This window comes from Hydrogenophaga sp. NFH-34 (genome assembly GCF_021401345.1).
Lineage (GTDB): Bacteria > Pseudomonadota > Gammaproteobacteria > Burkholderiales > Burkholderiaceae_C > Hydrogenophaga > Hydrogenophaga electricum.
In genome coordinates, this window is the sequence record NZ_JACBGE010000001.1 from 379,502 (window position 1) to 398,198 (window position 18,697).

Annotated in this window: 16 protein-coding genes; 9 read left to right on the top strand and 7 right to left on the bottom strand. The window is 69.7% G+C overall.

Translation table 11 applies throughout. The features are described from left to right. Window positions 1–18: 18 nt before the first annotated feature. From dnaX to L0977_RS01835, 4 genes are all read left to right on the top strand, one after another. Complete coding sequence (gene dnaX, locus L0977_RS01820) at window positions 19–2,154, top strand: DNA polymerase III subunit gamma/tau (RefSeq protein ID WP_234262925.1); 2,136 nt, start codon at window positions 19–21, stop codon at window positions 2,152–2,154. Between the two features lie 67 nt (window positions 2,155–2,221). Then, on the top strand, window positions 2,222–2,554 hold the full coding sequence (locus L0977_RS01825; protein WP_234262926.1) for a YbaB/EbfC family nucleoid-associated protein: 333 nt from the start codon (window positions 2,222–2,224) through the stop codon (window positions 2,552–2,554). 55 nt (window positions 2,555–2,609) lie between these two features. Next, a complete protein-coding gene (gene recR, locus L0977_RS01830; protein ID WP_234262927.1) occupies window positions 2,610–3,206 on the top strand; it encodes a recombination mediator RecR in 597 nt (198 codons plus the stop codon). Window positions 3,207–3,517: 311 nt separating this feature from the next. Beyond that, on the top strand, window positions 3,518–4,447 hold the full coding sequence (locus tag L0977_RS01835; protein ID WP_234262929.1) for an ABC transporter substrate-binding protein: 930 nt from the start codon (window positions 3,518–3,520) through the stop codon (window positions 4,445–4,447). Between the two features lie 20 nt (window positions 4,448–4,467). On the opposite strand, the gene L0977_RS01840 is transcribed toward L0977_RS01835, so the two are convergent. Continuing rightward, window positions 4,468–6,057, bottom strand: a complete 1,590-nt coding sequence (locus L0977_RS01840) for a transglycosylase SLT domain-containing protein (RefSeq protein WP_234262930.1) — start codon at window positions 6,055–6,057, stop codon at window positions 4,468–4,470. Window positions 6,058–6,060: 3 nt separating this feature from the next. After that, window positions 6,061–6,834, bottom strand: coding sequence for a hydroxyacylglutathione hydrolase (gene gloB, locus L0977_RS01845; protein WP_234262931.1), 774 nt, complete (start codon window positions 6,832–6,834; stop codon window positions 6,061–6,063). 127 nt (window positions 6,835–6,961) lie between these two features. Between gloB and L0977_RS01850 the strand changes: the two genes are divergently transcribed. From L0977_RS01850 to L0977_RS01870, 5 genes are all read left to right on the top strand, one after another. Further along, window positions 6,962–7,846 carry a class I SAM-dependent methyltransferase gene (locus L0977_RS01850; protein ID WP_370465323.1) on the top strand — a complete coding sequence of 295 codons (885 nt, stop codon included), beginning with the start codon at window positions 6,962–6,964 and terminating at the stop codon, window positions 7,844–7,846. A 24-nt stretch (window positions 7,847–7,870) separates the two neighbouring features. Continuing rightward, a complete protein-coding gene (rnhA, locus tag L0977_RS01855) occupies window positions 7,871–8,305 on the top strand; it encodes a ribonuclease HI (protein ID WP_234262958.1) in 435 nt (144 codons plus the stop codon). 180 nt (window positions 8,306–8,485) lie between these two features. Continuing rightward, entirely contained in the window at window positions 8,486–9,694 is a 1,209-nt protein-coding gene (locus tag L0977_RS01860) for an efflux RND transporter periplasmic adaptor subunit (protein WP_234262933.1), read from the top strand. 30 nt (window positions 9,695–9,724) lie between these two features. Next, window positions 9,725–12,817 (top strand): efflux RND transporter permease subunit, encoded by a 3,093-nt coding sequence (locus tag L0977_RS01865; protein WP_234262934.1) that lies wholly within the window; start codon window positions 9,725–9,727, stop codon window positions 12,815–12,817. A gap of 105 nt (window positions 12,818–12,922) precedes the next feature. Beyond that, window positions 12,923–13,207, top strand: a complete 285-nt coding sequence (locus tag L0977_RS01870; RefSeq protein ID WP_234262936.1) for a hypothetical protein — start codon at window positions 12,923–12,925, stop codon at window positions 13,205–13,207. Between the two features lie 22 nt (window positions 13,208–13,229). Here L0977_RS01870 and moeA read toward each other — a convergent pair whose 3' ends face one another. From moeA to L0977_RS01895, 5 genes are read right to left on the bottom strand one after another with little or no spacing between them, the layout of a single operon-like run. Continuing rightward, window positions 13,230–14,525 carry a molybdopterin molybdotransferase MoeA gene (gene moeA, locus L0977_RS01875; protein WP_234262937.1) on the bottom strand — a complete coding sequence of 432 codons (1,296 nt, stop codon included), beginning with the start codon at window positions 14,523–14,525 and terminating at the stop codon, window positions 13,230–13,232. Then, on the bottom strand, window positions 14,522–15,193 hold the full coding sequence (mobA, locus tag L0977_RS01880; RefSeq protein WP_234262939.1) for a molybdenum cofactor guanylyltransferase MobA: 672 nt from the start codon (window positions 15,191–15,193) through the stop codon (window positions 14,522–14,524). The genes moeA and mobA overlap by 4 nt, the downstream gene beginning before the upstream one ends. A 19-nt stretch (window positions 15,194–15,212) precedes the next feature. Beyond that, the gene (gene moaA / locus L0977_RS01885; RefSeq protein WP_234262940.1) at window positions 15,213–16,349 is read right to left on the bottom strand and encodes a GTP 3',8-cyclase MoaA; all 1,137 of its coding nucleotides are present in this window, start codon (window positions 16,347–16,349) and stop codon (window positions 15,213–15,215) included. 14 nt (window positions 16,350–16,363) lie between these two features. Next, window positions 16,364–17,125 (bottom strand): SDR family oxidoreductase, encoded by a 762-nt coding sequence (locus L0977_RS01890; protein WP_234262941.1) that lies wholly within the window; start codon window positions 17,123–17,125, stop codon window positions 16,364–16,366. A gap of 20 nt (window positions 17,126–17,145) precedes the next feature. Then, on the bottom strand, window positions 17,146–18,579 hold the full coding sequence (locus tag L0977_RS01895) for an aldehyde dehydrogenase family protein (protein ID WP_234262942.1): 1,434 nt from the start codon (window positions 18,577–18,579) through the stop codon (window positions 17,146–17,148). Between the last annotated feature and the right edge of the window lie 118 nt (window positions 18,580–18,697).

Consider the following 18,697-nt stretch of genomic DNA (forward strand, 5'->3'; position numbering starts at 1 on the left):
CGCTTAGAATCCCTGCCCATGTCTTATGTTGTTCTGGCCCGCAAGTACCGCCCGCGCCGCTTCACCGAAATGGTGGGGCAGGAACATGTGGTGCAGGCGCTGGTCAATGCGCTGACGACGCAGCGCTTGCACCATGCATACCTGTTCACGGGCACGCGGGGTGTGGGCAAGACCACGGTCTCGCGCATCCTGGCCAAGTCGCTCAACTGCGTGGGGGCGGACGGGCAGGGCGGCATCACGGCCGAGCCCTGTGGCGTGTGCCAGGCCTGTACCGACATCGATGCCGGCCGCTTCGTCGATTACACCGAGCTGGACGCCGCATCCAACCGCGGTGTGGACGAGGTGCAGGCCCTGCTGGAGCAGGCGGTCTACAAACCGGTGCAGGGGCGCTTCAAGGTCTTCATGATCGACGAAGTGCACATGCTCACGAACACCGCGTTCAACGCGATGCTCAAGACGCTGGAAGAGCCACCCGAATACCTCAAGTTCGTGCTGGCCACCACCGATCCTCAGAAGGTACCGGTCACGGTGCTGTCGCGCTGTCTGCAGTTCAATCTGCGGCCCATGGCGCCCGAGACGGTGCACGAGCACCTGGTGCGGGTGCTGGAGGCCGAGCAGGTGCCGGCCGACGCACAGGCGCTGCGCCTGCTTTCGCGTGCCGCGCGCGGCTCCATGCGCGATGCGCTGAGCCTGACCGACCAGGCCATTGCTTTTGGCGGCGGCCAGTTGCAGGAGGCCGCCGTGCGCCAGATGCTGGGCGCAGTGGACCGCAGCTACGTGCTGCGCCTGATCGACGCGCTGGCCCGCACCGACGGTGCCACTGTGGTGGACACGGTGGATGCCTTGCGCGTGAACGGCCTGAATGCGGCGTCCACACTGGAAGAAATGACCGCGGTGCTGCAGCGCATGGCCGTGCTGCAGGCCGTGCCGGCGCGGGCGGCCACCGCAGCCGGCGGGGTGGAAGACCCCGACGACGCCGAGATTGCCCGGCTCGCGCAGGCCCTGCCGGCCGACGAGACGCAATTGCTCTACAGCCTGTGCCTGCATGGGCGCGGCGAACTGGGCCTGGCACCCGACGAATACGCGGCGCTGACCATGGTGTTGCTGCGCTTGCTGGCGTTCAAGCCCAGCGGCACGGCGGAAAAAAAAACACTGAAAACGGCGCCTGAGGCGCCGGCTGCCCTGGTTTCCGCATCGCCGGGCCCGGCGGCGCTCCCCGCCGTTGCGGCGGCGGCTGCGCCGACAGCCCCTGCAGCGCCTGTCTCAGGCAAGCCGGTGCCGGCCACTGCGAACTCTGTTCCCGCGCCCGCCAGACCGGCAGCAATGCCTCCGGAGCCCTCGGTCGACGCACCGTTTGCGGCTGCCGCGCCGAGGCCGACGGCGCCAGCACAGCCGGTCCCCGAACCCGCGCGCCCATTCGCCACGGGGCAGGAGCCACCGGCGGCGAGCGTGCACCAGGCACCGGCTCCCGCCGTGGCGGAGCACCGCCCGGCGCGCCTGCCGGTGCCGGACATGCCGGTCATCGACGATGACGAGCCCGACGACCTGCCACCCTGGGCCGATGAAGCCATGGCACCGCCGCCGCCTGCGCCCGCCGAGCGCCCGCGTGGCGTGGTGGCCATTCCGGTGCGCGACCCGGGGCCGCCCTCGTCGCGGCTGGAGCAGCGGCGCGATCCGGGCGAGCCGCGCACCCCGGCGGTCGAACTGCAGCCCACGCCCGAGGGTGACTTCTGGTTCGCCACGGTGCAGCAACTCATCAAGGCCGAAGCCATCACCGCGCTGGTGCGCGAGCTGGGCCTGCAGTCGCAACTGGTGGCGCGCGACAGCGACCAGTGGATGTTGCGCATCGAGCGGGAGTCGCTCAACCAGGGCAGCACGCGCGAACGGCTGACCAATGCGCTGCGCACACTGGGGCACGAAGTGCGCCTGGTGGTGGAGATCGCCCCCGTCAACGACTCGCCGTCGCTGCGCCTGGCGGCCGAAGCGGTGCGCCGCCAGCGCGAGGCCGAGCGCGTGATGCTCGACGACCCCTTCGTGCAGCAAATGATGCGCGACTTTGGCGGCAAAATCGTGCCCGGCACGCTCAAGCCCGTGGACCCACTCTCCCCGCCGCTGCGCGGGTCGTTGTCCCCGGCGGGGGCCGACCCGGTGTAGCCGGGCCCGCTGCCGGATCGCCGATCTGCGCGCTTTTGAATTTTTTACCGAACCGACAAGGAACACCATGTTCAACAAAGGACAACTCGCCGGCCTGATGAAGCAGGCCCAGGCCATGCAGGACAACCTCAAGAAGGCGCAGGAGGAATTGGGCCATATCGAGGTGACCGGCGAGTCTGGGGCCGGTCTGGTCAAGGTGCTCATGACCTGCAAGCACGACGTCAAGCGCGTCACCATCGATCCGAGCCTGCTGGCCGACGACAAGGACATGCTCGAAGACCTGGTGGCCGCTGCCTTCAACGCCGCCGTGCGCAAAGCCGAAGAGACTTCGCAGGAAAAGATGGGCAAGCTCACCGCCGGCATGCCAGGCCTGCCCGGTGGCATGAAGTTCCCGTTCTGATCGCACAGGCACCTGCTCGCCGCTCCGCGCGGCGCAGCGGGGGCCGCCGCCCGCCATGGCCGACAACCATTCGCTCGATCAGCTCGTGCAGGCGCTGCGCTGCCTGCCCGGTGTGGGCGTGAAGTCGGCGCAGCGCATGGCCTTCCATCTGCTGCAGCACGACCACGAAGGCGCTCAGCGCCTGGCGCGTGCGCTGCAGCACGCCACCGAGCAGGTGCGCCATTGCGCGCTGTGCCACACCTTCACCGAAGGCGAGATATGCGCCACCTGCCAGGACCCGCGGCGCGACGCCTCGCTGCTGTGTGTGGTGGAAACCCCGGCCGATCAGGCGGCCATGGAGCGCACGGGGGCCTACAAGGGCCTGTACTTCGTGCTCATGGGCAAGCTCAGCCCGCTCGATGGCGTGGGTCCGCGCGAAATCGGGTTGCAGAAGCTGTTCGACCGCATTGACGCGCCCGATGCCGTTATCCGCGAGGTGATCCTCGCCACCAACTTCACCGCCGAAGGCGAGACCACCGCCCATGTGATCGCCCAGGGCCTGAAGACGCGCGGCGTGCAGGTCACCCGGCTGGCGCGGGGCGTGCCCGTGGGCAGCGAACTCGAATACGTGGACCTGGGCACCATTGCCCACGCGCTGGTCGACCGCCGCTGAAAGCAGGCTGCAGTCCTGCGCGGCGCTACCGCTGCCCACCACCTTTACACCTGCTTGCAAAACAGCGCCCGACTGTCGGTGGAAACCCGCTCGGGACTCGTCCCGATGCCGGCTGAGCGGCCTTTGCCTATGCTGAATGTTCATCACGCACCGGTATCGGGCAGGGACAGGACATGTGGCATCGGCGGGACTGGATGCGCCATGGCATTCGCTGGGGCGCCTTGGCAGGTTGGAGCAGTCTGGCGGGACCAGGCTGGCCGCAGCCCCAAACGCCATCGGACCCGGCCGTACCAGCGCAGGCACCACGCGCCTTGCTCGCCATTGACCGGCGCGAAAACTTCGCTTATCTGCCCCTGACCCTGGCCGATCGCCTCGGGTATTTCGCTGAAGAAGGGCTGGAGGTGCACATCCGCGATTGGGGCACGCCCTCTGCCGCGCTGCAGGCCGTGCAGGCCGGTGCCAGTGATGTGCTGGTCGGCGCGTACGACGCTGTGCTGCAGACCGCCGGCCGGGCCAGTGCACTCTCGGCTTTTGTGGTGCTCAGCCGCGCGCCGCAGTTGGTGCTGGGCGTGGCGCGGGGGATGACGCACTACCGCAGTTTCCGGGATCTGCGCGGCAAACGGGTCGGCGTGACGGGCCTGGGCTCACCCAGCCATCGGCTTACCCGCCTGTTGCTGTCGCGGGCGGGCATTGCCGCGAACGAGGTGCAGTACGACGTGCTTTCGGCCAATGGCGGTGCGCTCACGGCGCTGCGTGCCGGGCATGTGGACGCCGTCTGCTACACCGACCCGACCATCACGCTGCTGGAGCAGGGCGGTGACCTGCGCGTGGTGGCCGATACGCGCACGGTGCGGGGTTGTCAGGACGCCTTCGGCGGGCCGCTGCCATCGGTCTGCCTCGCGGCATCCGGGGATTTTCTGGCGACGCATGCCGGTGTGGCCCAGTCGCTGACGCACGCCCTGGTGCGGGCCCTGAAGTGGTTGCAGACGGCCGGGCCTTCAGACCTGATCAAGGCGGTTCCCGAAGCCTATTTCCAGGGCGACCGCGCGGTGTATCTGGCCGCGCTCAGCCGTGGCCAGGAAGCCTGGGTGCCCGACGGGTTGATGCCGGAAGGAGGGCCGCTCACCGTGGCCCGCGCGCTGACACAGCTGGACGGCACACCCATGCCGTCGTCTGCCGAACTGGAGCGCAGCTTCACGAACACCCTGGCCCGCAAGGCCAAGGCGCGGTTTCGGGCTTGAGCCGCGGGCTGTGTGCCAGCTCAGTTGCGCGGGGCGGTTTTGCCTTGGGCCAGCTTGGTGTTCTTGCGGGTGGCCGCGGTGCTGCGCTTGGCCGGCGGTTTGGCCGCGGCCTGGGCGCGGGCCTTGGTGGACGCCTTGGTTTTCGACTTGGACGAAGAGGCCACGCTGACCTGGCGCGGCAGCATGAGTGTCAGGCGCTGGCCGGTCTTGAGCTTGGCATTGACGGAAAGCTTGTTCCAGTCGGCCACACTGACCGCGCTGACACCATAGCGCCCGGCCAGTTTGGCCAGGTTGTCGCCCTTGCGGGCCCGCACCGTGGTCTTGCGCAGGATCACCTCCGGGGCCAGGCTGAGGTGGCCGTTGTCGGCCACGTGCACCGGCACGTCGGCATCGCGGCGCTCGCTGCGCGGCACCAGCAGGCTGGAGCCGGCGCGCAGCTTCATGCGCGGCGGGATGTTGTTGACGCTGCGCAGCTCGCTCTCGCTCATGCCCACGCGGCTGGCGGCCTGGGCCACGGTCATGGTGCTGGGCACCACCCACGCGGTCCAGCTGGCCAGCGGGCCCTGATGGGTCTGCAGGTTGCGCAGGAACGTGGTGGCGTTGTCCCAGGGCAGCAGGATGTTGGGCGTGCCGGCGGCCATGACCAGCGGCTGTTTGAGCGAAGGGTTGAGCGCGCGGAAGTCGCGCTCGCTGACATCGGCCAGGCGCGCGATCAGCGCCACGTCCATGTCGCGCTCGAGCGTGACGGTTTCGAAGAACGGGTGGTTGCCGATGTCGGGCAGGGTGGCGCCGAAGGCCTGGGGCCGCGCCACGATGTTCTTGACCGCCTGCAGCTTGGGCACGTAGTAGCGTGTCTCCGTGGGCATGTTCAGGTCGTTGTAGCCCGTGGCCATGCCGGCGTTCTGGTTGCGGGTGATGGCCCGGTTGACGTTGCCCTGGCCCCAGTTGTAGGCCGCCAGCGCGAGGTGCCAGTCGCCGAAGCGGTCGTGGAGCTGCTGGAGGTAGTCCAGCGCGGCGCGCGTGGAGGCCAGCACGTCGCGCCGGTCGTCGCGGAACATGTTCTGCTTGAGGTCGAACGACTGGCCCGTGGCCGGCATGAACTGCCACATGCCAGCGGCCCGCGCACTGGAAACCGCTTGCGGGTTGAAGGCGCTTTCGATGAAGGGCAACAGGGCCAGCTCGGACGGCATGCCGCGGCGTTCGAGCTCCTCGACGATGTGGAACAGGTAGCGGCTGGAGCGCTCGGTCATGCGCTGGATGTAGTCGGGCCGCGTCGCGTACCACTGCTCGCGGTCGCGCACCAGTTCGGTGTCGAGGTCGGGCATGGAAAAGCCGCGGCGGATGCGGTCCCAGAGGTCGACTGGTGCGGTCAGCGTGGCCACGGCCGGCAGCTCGGTGGCCCGGGCGGCCACGATGGGGCCCAGCGTCACGTTCGACGGCGTGTAGGCGGGGGCAGCATCGGGCTGAGGGGCGGGGGCGGGAGTGCTGGCCTGTCCCCAGGCGCCGCCGCGCGGCGGGGTCGGGGACGAGGCGCAGCCGGCGAGCAGGGCCAGCGTGGCCAGCAGGCCGGCGAAGCGGCGCGTCAGGCGGGAGAGGTGGTCAGTGGACATGGCTCAGCGGAAATCGTTTTTCCATTCACGCAGGGCGGCAAAGCAGCCGACCGCGTCGTCGGGGGTGTCGGGGGCGTGGGCCATCACCGCCTGGCGCACGGCGGGCAGCCGCGAGCGCAGGAAGGGGTTGATGGCGGTTTCGGTGGCCAGGGTGCTGGGCAGCGTGGGTTCAAGCCGCTCGCGCAGGGCCTGGCATTGGTCCGCATGATGGATCAGCGCTGCGTTGCCAGGTTCCACCGCCAGCGCGAAACGCAGGTTAGACAGCGTGTATTCGTGCGTACAGCACACCCGCGTGGCACCGGGCAGCGCGGCCAGCCGCTCCAGCGAGTCGAGCATCTGGGCCGGTGTGCCTTCAAAAAGGCGGCCGCAGCCGGCTGAAAACAGGGTGTCGCCACAGAACAGCAGCGGGGCGCCATCCACCGCGTCGGCGTACCAGGCGATGTGGCCGGCTGTGTGGCCAGGCACGTCGATGACCTGAAAGGGAATCCCCAGCACCGCCACCGTCTGGCCGCCCTGCACACGTTCCACCGGTTCGGGCAGTGCTTCGAGCGCGGGGCCGAGCACGCGCGCACCCGTGCGTTCGCGCAGGGCCGCCACGCCGCCAACGTGGTCGCCGTGGTGGTGGGTGATCAGGATGGTGTCGAGCTGAAGCGAGCGCTGCGCCAGCCAGGCCAGCACGCCTTCGGATTCACCCGGGTCCACCACCAGGGCACGCTGCCCGTCGTGCAGGATCCAGATGTAGTTGTCCGAGAGGGCTGGCAGGGGAAAGAGCGTCATGCGTCGGCGGGCGTCTGGGGGCAAAAGGCCGGGATGGGCGAAGGCACCGGGGTGCGTGTAGAGTTCGCAGCAGCCTGACTGGGCCGGCCCGAAGGCCGCCGGCGGGCGACGAACCCGAACACGATTCATGCCGCCTGCGATTATAAGTTTGCCCCTCTGGTTCCAGACCCCTCCCGGGCGCTATCTGCTGGCCTGGGAGCAGGCGCAGTTTGACCGGGCGGTGGCCGACATTTTTGGTTTCAATGCCTTGCAGCTGGGCCTGCCCCAGCTCGACGCGCTGGCGGCCAATCGCATGCCGCACCGCTGGCGGGCCTTGCCCGAAGAGGCGCTGACGCCGACCCCGCCTCCCGGCGGTTTGCAGACCCAGGAGGGCGGACGGCGCGTGGATGGCGCAGACAGCGGCCACGCCGGCGTGGCCTGGGGCGGCGTGGCCGATCCCGATGGCGCCCTGCCTCAGGTGGCGCTGGTGACCGACGCTGCCGCACTGCCGTTTCCGGAGGCCAGTCTCGACCTCGTGGCGCTGCCGCACACGCTGGAGCTCAGCGCCGATCCGCACCAGGTGCTGCGCGAAGTCGAGCGCGTGCTGCGCCCCGAAGGCCGTGTGGTGGTGTGCGGGCTCAACCCGGCCAGCCTCTGGGGCATGCGGCAGGCGCGGGCCCGCTGGGCGCGCGGCCTCGGGATTTCCGCCTTCGGCCTGGGCCATCCCTACCTGCCGGAGACGGGGGATTTCATCGGCCCCTGGCGTTTGCGCGACTGGTTGCGGCTGATGGGCTTCGAGGTTGAGCACGAGCGTTTTGGCGGCTACCGTCCCGGTGTGCGCACCGACAAGTGGTTGCAGCGCTGGGCCTGGATGGACGGCGCGGGCGGGCGCTGGTGGCCGATCTTCGGCGCGTTCTATTGTGTGGTCGCGGTCAAGCGCGTGCGCGGCATGCGCCTGCTGGGCCCGGCCTGGAAACCCCGCCGGGTGCCGGCGGCGGCGCCCGTGTCCGTGGCCAATCGCGACACGGTCTGATTTTTTCTGGAGTGTTTTTTGAGTCTGAATCACGTGGTGATGTACACCGATGGCGCCTGCAAGGGCAACCCCGGCCCCGGCGGCTGGGGGGTCTACCTGAAGGCCGGCGCGCATGAAAAGGAGCTGTGGGGGGGGGAGCGGGTGACGACCAACAACCGCATGGAGCTGATGGCGGTGATTGAAGGCCTCTCGGCGCTCAAGCGGCCGTGCCAGGTGGCGCTCTACCTCGACAGCCAATACGTGCGCAAGGGCATCACCGAGTGGATTCACGGCTGGAAGAAAAAAGGCTGGCTCACGGCCGACAAGAAGCCGGTGAAGAACGCCGATCTCTGGCAGCGCCTGGACGCCCTGGTGCACGACGGCGTGCACCACATTGAATGGCACTGGGTCAAGGGCCACGCCGGTGATCCCGGCAACGAGCGGGCCGACGCGCTGGCCAACCGCGGCGTGCCGGCGTAGCGGCTTTCGCGCCACCAGTGCCGCCGTGGAGGGGAACCGTTGGGAGGCCAGTGGGGCAGCGCGGTGGCGGGGCATTGAACTTGTCATGCCGAATCTGTATCAGCGCTGATACATTGCACCGTTGCTGCCGCGGCCGAATGGGCCGTGCTCGCCACTTTCCCACCGCCATTTCCCCACACCATGGCCAGAAAAACCACCTACACCTGGGTCGCCGTCGGCGGCATCGCTATCGCTTCCGCCGCTGCCTGGTGGTTCCAGCAGCAGCCCGCGGATGCCCGCAAGGGCGCGGTTGGTGCGCCTGCGGCGGCGGGACCGGCCGCAGGCGGTGGCGGGTTGCCCGGCGTCGAGGTGGCCCGGGTGCAGACGGTCAGTCTGCGTGACGACGCGCAGTCGGTGGGCACGCTGCGATCGCGCCAGAGCGTCACGCTGCGGCCCGAGGTCGCCGGGCGCATTGCCGCCATCGCCTTCACCGAAGGCGCGCGCGTGCGCAAGGGCCAGACGCTGGTGCAGCTCGACGACGTGCTTCAGCGGGCCGAGCTGACCCAGGCCCAGGCGCAGCTGTCGATTGCCCAGGCCAACCTCAAGCGCAACGAGGAACTGGTGGCTCAGGCCTTCGTGGCCCAGCGCGTGCTGGACGAAAGCCGCGCCGCGCTGCAGGTGGCGCAAGCGCAGGTGGCCCTGGCCCAGGCCCGCCTGGCGCGCATGCGCATCGCCGCGCCCTTCGATGGCACGGTGGGGCTGCGCAACATCAACCTGGGCGAGTACGTCAAGGATGGGGCCGACCTGGTGAACATCGAGGACACCTCGCAGCTCACGGTGGACTTCCGCCTGCCCGAGCGCTACCAGACCCGCATCGCGCCCGGCCAGGCGGTGCAGGTGCAGGTGGACGCCTTGCCGGGGCGCGCCTTCGACGCGCGCGTGCAGGCGGTGGACCCGCTGCTCGATGCCAATGGCCGGTCGCTGCTGGTGCGCGCCACCATGCCACCGGCCCCCGGCGGCGAACTGCGCCCCGGTATGTTTGCGCGCGTGACGACGGTGTTTTCGGTCAACGAGGCGGCGCTGGTGGTGCCCGAAGAGGCCATCGTGCCGCAGGGCGGCAAGCAGTACGTGATCAAGCTGGTCCGGGAGGGCGAGGGCGATGCGAGCAAGCTGGTGTCCCAGCGTGCGGAGGTGCTGATCGGCGTGCGGCGCGGCGCGCAGGTGGAAATCACGCGGGGCCTGGGAGAAGGCGACACCGTGGTCGTGGCCGGGCAGCAGCGCCTGCAGCGCGACGGCACCGCCGTGCGGGTGGTGGACATGAACCGCCCGGGCGGAGCGCCCGCTGGCCAGGGTACCGATGCCGCCAAACCCGCTGCTCCGCAAGGGGCCAAGGCCCCGGCTGCGGGCTGATACCGAACGACCCGTCCAGGAGACCGCCCCATGCAGTTGCCCGAACTGTCGATCCGTCGCCCGGTGTTCGCCAGCGTGCTGTCGATGCTGATCCTGCTGGTGGGCCTGGTGGCCTTCCAGGGGCTCACCGTGCGCGAGTACCCGAAGATCGACGAACCCACCGTCACCGTCAGCACCACCTTCAGCGGCGCCTCCAGCGAGGTGGTGGAGTCGCAGGTCACCAAACCGCTGGAGGATTCCATCGCCGGCATCGAAGGGGTGGACCTCATCACCTCGATCAGCCGCCAGGAACGCAGCCAGATCACGGTGCGTTTTGCGCTCTCGCGCGACCCCGATTCGGCCGCGGCCGATGTGCGCGACAAGGTCAGCCGGGTGCGCCAGCGCCTGCCGCAGGGCATTGACGAGCCGGTGATCGCCAAGGTCGAGGCCGACGCCTTTCCGGTGATCTGGCTCGCGCTGACCTCCGACACCCACAGCGCCTTGCAGCTGTCCGACCTGGCCAACCGCATTGCCAAACCGGTGCTGCAGACCGCGCCCGGCGCGGCCGAAGTGCGGGTGTATGGCGAGCGCAAGTATTCGATGCGCGTGTGGATCGATCCGGACCGGCTGGCCGCCTACGCGCTTACGGTGCAGGACGTGGAGGACGCGCTGCGCCGCTCCAACCTTGAAGTGCCGGCCGGGCGCATCGAGAGCAGCCAGCGCGAATTCAACGTGACCGCCGCGACCGACCTGCGCACGCCCGAGCAGTTCCGCGACATGACCATCCGCACCGTCAACGGCTTGCCGGTGCGGCTCGGCGATGTGGCCCGGGTGGAGCAAGGGCCACAGGACGAGCGCAGTTCGGTCCGCCTCAATGGGCGCGATTCGGTGTCGCTGGGCGTGATCCGCCAGGCCACGGCCAACCCGCTGGAGCTGTCGGCGGGCGTGCGCACCCTGCTGGAGAAGGTCAAGGCCGACCTGCCGCCGGGCATCGGCGTGGACATCGCCAACGACAACTCGGTCTTCATCGACCGTTCGATCAAGGCGGTCTACACCACCATCGCCGAGGCGGTGGTGCTGGTGGCCCTGGTGATCTTCGTGTTCCTGCGCACGCTGCGCGCCTCCATCATTCCGCTGGTGACCATCCCCATCAGCCTGATCGGCGCCTTCGCGCTGATGGCGCTGTTCGGCTTTTCCATCAACACGCTCACGCTGCTGGCCCTGGTGCTCGCCATCGGGCTGGTGGTGGACGACGCCATCGTGGTGCTGGAGAACATCTACCGCCACATCGAAGAAGGCATGAAGCCCTTTGAAGCCGCCATCCAGGGCGGTCGCGAAATCGGCTTTGCCGTGATCGCGATGACCCTGACGCTGGCCGCGGTGTACGCGCCGCTGGCGTTCACGCCGGGGCGCACCGGGCGGCTGTTCGCCGAATTTGCGCTGGCCCTGGCCGGCGCGGTGGTGGTGTCGGGCTTCGTGGCGCTGACGCTCTCGCCCATGCTGTGTTCCAAACTGCTGCGCCACAACCCGAAGCCGAACGCTTTCGACCGCGGCATGGAGCGGGTGCTGGTGGCCATCACCAATGTATACAGCGCCGCGCTGGCCGCCAGCCTGAAGGTGCGCTGGCTGGTGGTGGGCGTGATGGTGGCGAGTGCGGTGGGCAGCTGGTGGCTGTTGCAGCACACGCGCCAGGAGCTGGCGCCCATCGAGGACCGCGGCGTGATCCTGGCCAACATCAACGGCCCCGATGGCGCCACCCTGGCCTACACGCGGCGCTATGCCGAAGCGATCGAACGCATCGGTCAGGACTATCCCGAGTTCGACCGCATCTTTGCCAACATCGGCAACCCGACCGTGGCCCAGGGCTCGGTCTTCCTGCGTGCCAAGCCCTGGGAGGAGCGCGACCGCTCCATGCAGGAGATCGCGCGCGAGATCGCGCCGCGCATGGCGGCGCTGCCGGGCATCAGCGCCTTTCCGATCACGCCACCGTCGCTCGGGCAGGGCTTCCGCGAGCGCCCCATCAACTACGTGATCGTCACCTCCGACAGCTACGACAACCTTTCGCGCGTGGTGCGCCGCTTCCAGGACGAAATGGCCAAGCACCCGGGCTTCGTGCAGGTGGACACCGACCTGCGGCTGAACAAGCCCGAGATCCGCATGGACGTGGACCGCGAGCGCGCGGCCGACATGGGCGTGAGCGTGGACGCCATCGCCCGCACCGTGGAAACCCTGCTGGGCGGGCGCACCGTCACCCGCTACAAGCAGGGCGGCGAGCAGTACGACGTGGTGGTGCAGACCGACAGCCTGCAGCGCAGCGCGCCGGAAGACATCGACCGCCTGTTCGTGCGCGGCCGCAACGACGCCATGATTCCGCTGGCCTCGCTGGTGAAGGTCAGCGAGGTGGTGGTGCCGCGCGAACTCAACCACTTCGGCCAGCGTCGCAGTGCGTCCATCACCGCCAACCTCGGGCCCGAGCTGGCGCTGGGCGACGCGCTCAACATCATGGACGGCATCGCGCGCGACGTGCTCCCGCCCGGCTACACCACCGACGTCAATGGCCAGAGCCGCGAGTTCCGCAACTCGTCGGGCTCGCTGGCGCTGGTGTTCGCGCTCTCGCTGCTTTTCATCTACCTGGTGCTGGCCGCGCAGTTCGAGAGTTTTGTCGACCCTTTCATCATCATGCTCAGCGTGCCGCTGTCCATGCTGGGGGCGCTGCTGGCGCTCAAGTTCGCGGGGGGGACGCTCAACGTGTTCAGCCAGATCGGGCTCATCACCCTGGTGGGCCTGATCACCAAACACGGCATCCTGATCGTGGAGTTTTCCAACCAACTTCGTGAGCAGGGGCGCTCCAAGCTGGCGGCGGTGCAGGAGGCGGCGGCCCTGCGCCTGCGCCCGATCCTGATGACCACCGGGGCCATGGTGCTGGGGGCGATCCCGCTCGCGCTGGCCAGTGGCGCCGGCGCGGAAAGCCGCCAGCAGATCGGCTGGGTGATCGTGGGGGGCATGTCGCTGGGCACGCTGCTGACGGTGTTCGTGGTGCCCACCATGTACATGCTGCTGGCGCGCGACCGGCACACCTCGCGGGTCCTGCCCGACGCGCCGGCCGCCAGTGCCAGCGGGCACGACGTGCTGGTGGCCAAATGATCTGACGCCGGTGCCACGGGCGCCGCGGGCTCGCCACAGCCGGTGGCTTCAGGGCAGAATCCGGAGGGTGTGCTGTTTGCTGGCGGCAGAGGAGGCGCCACGACCATGATCACCATCCGCATCCGGCGCTTTTCGCCCCACCAGAACGCCAAGGTGTTCGCCGTGCTGTCCACCGTGGGCGTCGCCATCTTCGTGTGGCCGTTCTGGCTCTTCCTGGGCAGTTCGGCCCCGTGGGAAGCGCAGCACCTGCACTGGTTTGTGTGGCTGGCGCCGCTGTTCTATTTCGTGATGACCTACCTGACTGTGTTCATCGGCTGCCTGGTCTTCAACCTGTTCAGTTCGTTCACCGGCGGGATCGAGGTCGGGGTGACCGAGCTGCCGTCTTCCTGAGGCCCGGCGCGGGCCGGGCACGTCAGAGCAGGCCGTCGAACAGCAGCACGTCGACGCTGTCGCCGGCGGCCACGGGGCCCTGGTCATGGGCCAGCACGATCAGCGCGTTGGCTTCGAGCATGGAGCGCAGCACCCCCGATCCCTGGTGCTCGGCCGGGGTGGCGGTCAGGCGGCCGTCGGTCTGGCGCTGGACCAGCGCGCGCAGGTACTCGGTGCGGCCAGGCCGCTTTTTCAGCGCGGCGGTGCAGTGTGCCGGCACCGGCAGTGGCACCTGGGGCGTTGCGCCCATGAGGCGCTGCAGCGCCGGGCGCACGATCATCAGAAAACTCACCATGGCCGCCACCGGGTTGCCCGGCAGGCCGAACAGACAGGTCGGGGTGCGCGCGGTGGCGGTGTCTCCGGCGGGCAGTACGCCGGCGGCGAACGGCCGGCCGGGCCGCATGGCCAGGTGGCAGAAGGCGACCTGGCCCAGGCGCTGCATCAGTTGCCGCGTGTGGTCGGCATCGCCGGCACCGACACCGCCGCTGGTGAGGATTGCGTCGGCCTCGTTGGCGGCGCGGCGGAAGGCGGCTTCGATGGCGGCCGGCTCGTCGGGCACGACGCCGAGGTCGATCACCTCCGCACCCAGGCGGGTGAGCAGCGCCCGCAGGGTGTGGCGGTTGCTGTCGTAGATGGTGCCCGGGTGCGCGGGCGCGCCGGGCTCCAGCAGTTCGTTGCCGGTGGACAGGCAGGCCACCCGCAGCCGGCGTACCACCGGCACGCGGTTCAGGCCCAGGCTGGCCAGCAGGCCCAGCGCGGCGGGCCCGATCGTCAGGCCCGCGGGCAGGGCGCTGTGGCCGGCGCGCAGGTCTTCCCCGCGGCAGCGGCGGTGGCTGCCCGGTGCCACGGTGTCGGCCGGCAGGTGCAGGGTGTTGCCTTCGATCTGCACCCGTTCATGGGGCACGACGGTGTCGGCCCCTTCGGGCATCACCGCGCCGGTCATGATGCGCACGCATTCGCCCGCGCCCAGGCGCGCGGCGGCGGGGCCGCCGGCCAGCACCGTGTGCGGCACCACCCGCAGGCGCAGGGCTTCGCCGGGCCGCAGGGCGGCGCCAGCGAACGCATAGCCGTCCATGGCCGCGTTGTCGTGCGGTGGCACGTCGACCGGGGACACCACGTCCTCGGCCAGCACACGCCCGAGTGCCTGCACCAGGCGCACCTGCTCGCGCTCGGTCAGCGGTTGCACGCATTGCAGCAGCGCTTCGCGCACGGCGGGCACGGGCAGATCGGCGAGGTGGGCGGCCAGCAGGGCTTGCAGCGGCCGGTCGGTCGGGGTCATGGATGGCGCGTGTGTTCCAGGGCCTGCAGCTCGGCCAGGGTGTTGAGGTTGGTGAAGGCTTGCGGTGGGGTGTCGCCGGGGCCAAAGACCTGCGTGCGGGTGTCCAGGCCCGCCAGCCAGAGGCCGACTTTGCGCCCGCCCGCCTGCAGGAAACGGCTCAGATTGTCGCGCAGCCCGGGGTCGGCCGCGTGCAGCAGGCCGAAGGTGGGTTGCAGGCGGGGCGGGGCGGCCGGGTCGTCGGCAGCGGCACGCAGCGTGATCGCGGCGGGCATGGGGGCGTGGGCCAGGGCCGCCAGCCGCATGGCCAGGTTCAGCGGAAACGCCGGCACGTCGCAGGGCACGACCAGCAGCCAGGGCGTGGTGCAGTGCGCCAGGCCGGCCAGGAAGCCGGCCAGCGGGCCGGGATGCGCCGGCACGCCTTCGGGCAAAGCGTCGGGCCAGACCGGGTGTCCCCAGGCCGCGTAGTCCGGCAGGTGCCGGTTGGCGTTCAGCGCCACGGGCCCGATCAGGCCGCCTTGTTGGGCCTGCAGGCGTTGCAGGGCGTGCAAGGCCAGCGGCTGCGACCGGAAGCGTTGCAGGCCCTTGTCGGCGCCGCCCATGCGCAGGCCCTGGCCACCGGCCAGGACGAGGCCGGTGATGGCGCCCGGTGCGATCGGTGAATCGGTCACCTGCGAAGCGCGGCGCCCTTCAGCCGCCGATGTAGCTCATTTCGATGCGGCGCCCCGCGCCCGCCGCCTCGGGCGGGAGGGCCGCGCGCAGGGCCGAATAGCGGTCGCTGCGGGCCTGCCAGGTGGCGCCGATGGCACTGGCCAGCTCGGCGTCGCTGGCGCCCCTGCGCAGCAGGGCACGCAGGTCGTGGCCCTGCGAGGCGAACAGGCACAGGTACAGGCGCCCTTCCATGGACAGGCGGGCGCGGTTGCAGTCGCCGCAGAAGGCCTGGGTGACGCTGCTGATCAGACCGATCTCGCCGGCCTGCGGATCGTGCCGGCCGTCCGGGCCGGCGTGGCCCCAGCGTTCGGCGGTTTCGCCCGGGGTGCCGGGTTGCAGGGGCACCAGCGGCATGTCGCGACGGATGTGCTCCAGCACCTGCGCGCTGGGCAGCACCTCGTCGAGCCGCCAGCCGTTGGTGGCGCCCACGTCCATGTATTCGATGAAGCGCAGCACGATGCCCGTGCCCCGGAAGTGGCGGACCATGGGCAGGATCTGGTCCTCGTTGGTGCCGCGCTTGACGACCATGTTGACCTTGATCGGGCCGAGCCCGGCGGCTTGTGCGGCCTCGATCCCGCGCAGCACGTCGGCCACCGGAAAATCGACATCGTTCATGCGCCGGAACACCGCGTCGTCGAGCCCGTCCAGGCTCACGGTCACGCGCTGCAGGCCGGCCGCCTTGAGGGCCTGGGCCTTGCGCGCGAGCAGCGAGCCGTTGGTGGTCAGTGTCAGGTCCAGCGGCTGGCCGTCGGGCGTGCGCAGGGCGGCCAGCATGGCCACCAGGGTTTCGATGTTCTTGCGCAGCAGGGGCTCGCCGCCGGTCAGGCGGATCTTGTGCACACCGTGCGCGACGAACAGCCGCGCCACGCGGGTGATCTCTTCAAAGCTGAGCAGCGCACTGTGCGGCAGGTAGGGGTAGTCCTTGTCGAAGACATCCTTGGGCATGCAGTAGTTGCAGCGGAAGTTGCAGCGGTCGGTGACGCTGATGCGCAGATCCCGCAGCGGCCGGCCCAGGGTGTCGTCCAACTGGCCGGTGACCGCCACAGGCTGCGGCGGCACGCGCATGGGCAGGGTCGCCATGCCTTCGACGGCCAGGGGGATCACGCGTTCGGACATCCCCCGATTCTCCCTCAGACGCAGCGGGCGCCGTCGACCTCCAGGCAAACCCCCGAGATGAAAGCGGCTTCGTCGCTGGCCAGGTAGAGCACCGCGTTGCCCACATCGTCCGGGGTGGAAAAGCGGCCCAGCGGGATGGTGCTGCGGAACTTGGTCAGGCGCTCTTCGGTGAGCTCGCCGCCCGCGAACGAGGCGCCCAGGCCGGTGAAGGGGTTCATCACCGGGTTGATGCAGTTGACGCGGATGTTGTCCGGGCCCAGCTCGGCCGCGAGCGACTTGCTGGTCGTGATGACCGCACCTTTGGAGCCGTTGTACCAGGTCAGGCCCGGGCGCGGGCGCACGCCGGCGGTGGACGCGATGTTGATGAAGGCACCACCACCGTTGCGCCGGAACTCGGGCACCGCGTGCACGGTGGACAGGTAGATGCTCTTGACGTTGACCGCGTAGCAGCGGTCGAACTCGTCTTCGGGCACGTCCAGCGCGGGCTGGTTCTTGTGTGTCCAGCCTGCGTTGTTGACGAACACGTCGAGCTTGCCGTGGCGTTGCACGGTGGTGGTCACCAGGGCCTTCACGTCGGCCGACTGGGTGACGTCGGCCGCGACGAAGCTGGCCTGGCCGCCGGCCGCGAGGATGTCGGCGACGACCCGCTCGCCACCGGCCAAGTTGACGTCGTTGACGATGACGGCCGCGCCTTCCGCGGCCAGCCGCTTGGCAATGCCTTCACCGATGCCGCCGCCGGCCCCGGTGACGATGATGGACTTGTCTTTCAAACGCATGGGTGGTCTCCGTTGTCGGTTCAGCCGTGGCGGATGGCCACGGTTTTCAAAGTGGTGAAGCCCAGCAGGGCCTCGAAACCTTTTTCGCGGCCGTAGCCGCTGGACTTGACGCCGCCGAAGGGCAACTCGACGCCGCCGCCGGCACCGTAGTTGTTGATGAAGACCTGGCCGGCCTTGATCCGCCTGGCCATGCGGAACTGGCGCGCGCCGTCGCGCGTCCACACGCCCGCTACCAGACCGAACGCGGTGCTGTTGGCCAGCGCCACGGCGTGGTCTTCGTCGTCGAAAGACATGGCGGCCAGCACCGGGCCGAACACCTCTTCCTGCGCCAGTCGGTGGGTGGGCGGCACGTCGCGCAGCAGCGTGGGGGCAGCGTAGTAGCCCGTGGCATCGGCCTCGTCGACGATCCGGCCCTGGGCCACGGTGGGAATGCCGTCGGCCTGTGCCTGCGCCAGGAAGCTGCGCACCCGTTCGAGCTGGGTGTGGCGGATCAGCGGGCCCAGGTCCAGGTCCATCGATGGCGGGCCGGCGCGCAGTGTGGTGAAGGCGTGGCCGACGCGTTCGAGCACGCGCTCGTACACGCAGCGCTGCACCAGCAGGCGCGAGCCGGCGCTGCAGGTCTGACCGCTGTTCTGCACGATGGCGTTGATGAGGAAGGGCAGGGCCGCGTCCACGTCGGCATCTTCAAAGACGATTTGTGGGCCCTTGCCGCCCAGCTCCAGCGTGACGGGGCAGTGGCGCTCGGCGGCCACCTGCTGGATCAGCGTGCCCACGCGCGGGCTGCCGGTGAAGCTGATGTGGTCGATGCCCGGGTGGCGCGCCAGCGCGTCGCCCACCTCGTGGCCGTAGCCGGTGACGATGTTGATGGCGCCGGCCGGAAAGCCGACTTCGGCCGCCAGCTCGGCCACGCGGATCAGCGACAGGCAGGCGTCTTCCGACGGTTTGACCACGCACACGTTGCCGGCGGCCAGCGCACCGCCGACGCTGCGGCCGAAGATCTGCATCGGGTAGTTCCACGGGATCACGTGGCCGGTGACGCCGTGCGGTTCGCGCCAGGTCAGCACGCTGTAGCCGTCGAGGTAGGGGATGGTGTCGCCGTGCAGCTTGTCGCCCGCGCCGGCGTAGAACTCGAAGTAGCGCACCAGCGCGAGCGCGTCGGCCCGGGCCTGCCGGACGGGTTTGCCGCAGTCGCGCTGCTCGATGGCCGCCAGCTCGTCGGCGTGTTCGGCCACCTTGGCGCTGAGCTTCATGAGCAGGCGCCCTCGTTCGGCCGCGCTCAGGCGGCCCCAGCTGCGGTCCAGGCAGTCGCGCGCGGCGCGCACCGCCGCGTCCACGTCGGTGGCGTTGCTGCGCTCGATGGTGTCGTAGGGTTGGCCGTCGGCCGGGTCGATGACGGGCAGCGTCTGGCCGGAGCTGGAGCACACGGCCTCATTGGCGATGAAGTTCAGGGGCATGGGGCTTTCTCACTGAGGGCCGATGACGGGAGCGGGCCCGATGGGGGCGAGCGCCGCGGGCTTGGCAAAGACCGCGTCGCGCAGCGCCAGCGTCAGGGTGGGGACATACGTGATCACG

Bases quoted from the DNA above. Each gene is read 5' to 3' on its own strand.
- dnaX (WP_234262925.1), top strand. From the start codon at position 19: ATGTCTTATGTTGTTCTGGCCCGCAAGTACCGCCCGCGCCGCTTCACC.
- L0977_RS01825 (WP_234262926.1), top strand. From the start codon at position 2,222: ATGTTCAACAAAGGACAACTCGCCGGCCTGATGAAGCAGGCCCAGGCC.
- recR (WP_234262927.1), top strand. From the start codon at position 2,610: ATGGCCGACAACCATTCGCTCGATCAGCTCGTGCAGGCGCTGCGCTGC.
- L0977_RS01840 (WP_234262930.1), bottom strand. From the start codon at position 6,057: ATGTCCACTGACCACCTCTCCCGCCTGACGCGCCGCTTCGCCGGCCTG.
- gloB (WP_234262931.1), bottom strand. From the start codon at position 6,834: ATGACGCTCTTTCCCCTGCCAGCCCTCTCGGACAACTACATCTGGATC.
- L0977_RS01850 (WP_370465323.1), top strand. From the start codon at position 6,962: ATGCCGCCTGCGATTATAAGTTTGCCCCTCTGGTTCCAGACCCCTCCC.
- L0977_RS01860 (WP_234262933.1), top strand. From the start codon at position 8,486: ATGGCCAGAAAAACCACCTACACCTGGGTCGCCGTCGGCGGCATCGCT.
- L0977_RS01865 (WP_234262934.1), top strand. From the start codon at position 9,725: ATGCAGTTGCCCGAACTGTCGATCCGTCGCCCGGTGTTCGCCAGCGTG.
- L0977_RS01870 (WP_234262936.1), top strand. From the start codon at position 12,923: ATGATCACCATCCGCATCCGGCGCTTTTCGCCCCACCAGAACGCCAAG.
- moeA (WP_234262937.1), bottom strand. From the start codon at position 14,525: ATGACCCCGACCGACCGGCCGCTGCAAGCCCTGCTGGCCGCCCACCTC.
- moaA (WP_234262940.1), bottom strand. From the start codon at position 16,349: ATGTCCGAACGCGTGATCCCCCTGGCCGTCGAAGGCATGGCGACCCTG.
- L0977_RS01890 (WP_234262941.1), bottom strand. From the start codon at position 17,125: ATGCGTTTGAAAGACAAGTCCATCATCGTCACCGGGGCCGGCGGCGGC.
- L0977_RS01895 (WP_234262942.1), bottom strand. From the start codon at position 18,579: ATGCCCCTGAACTTCATCGCCAATGAGGCCGTGTGCTCCAGCTCCGGC.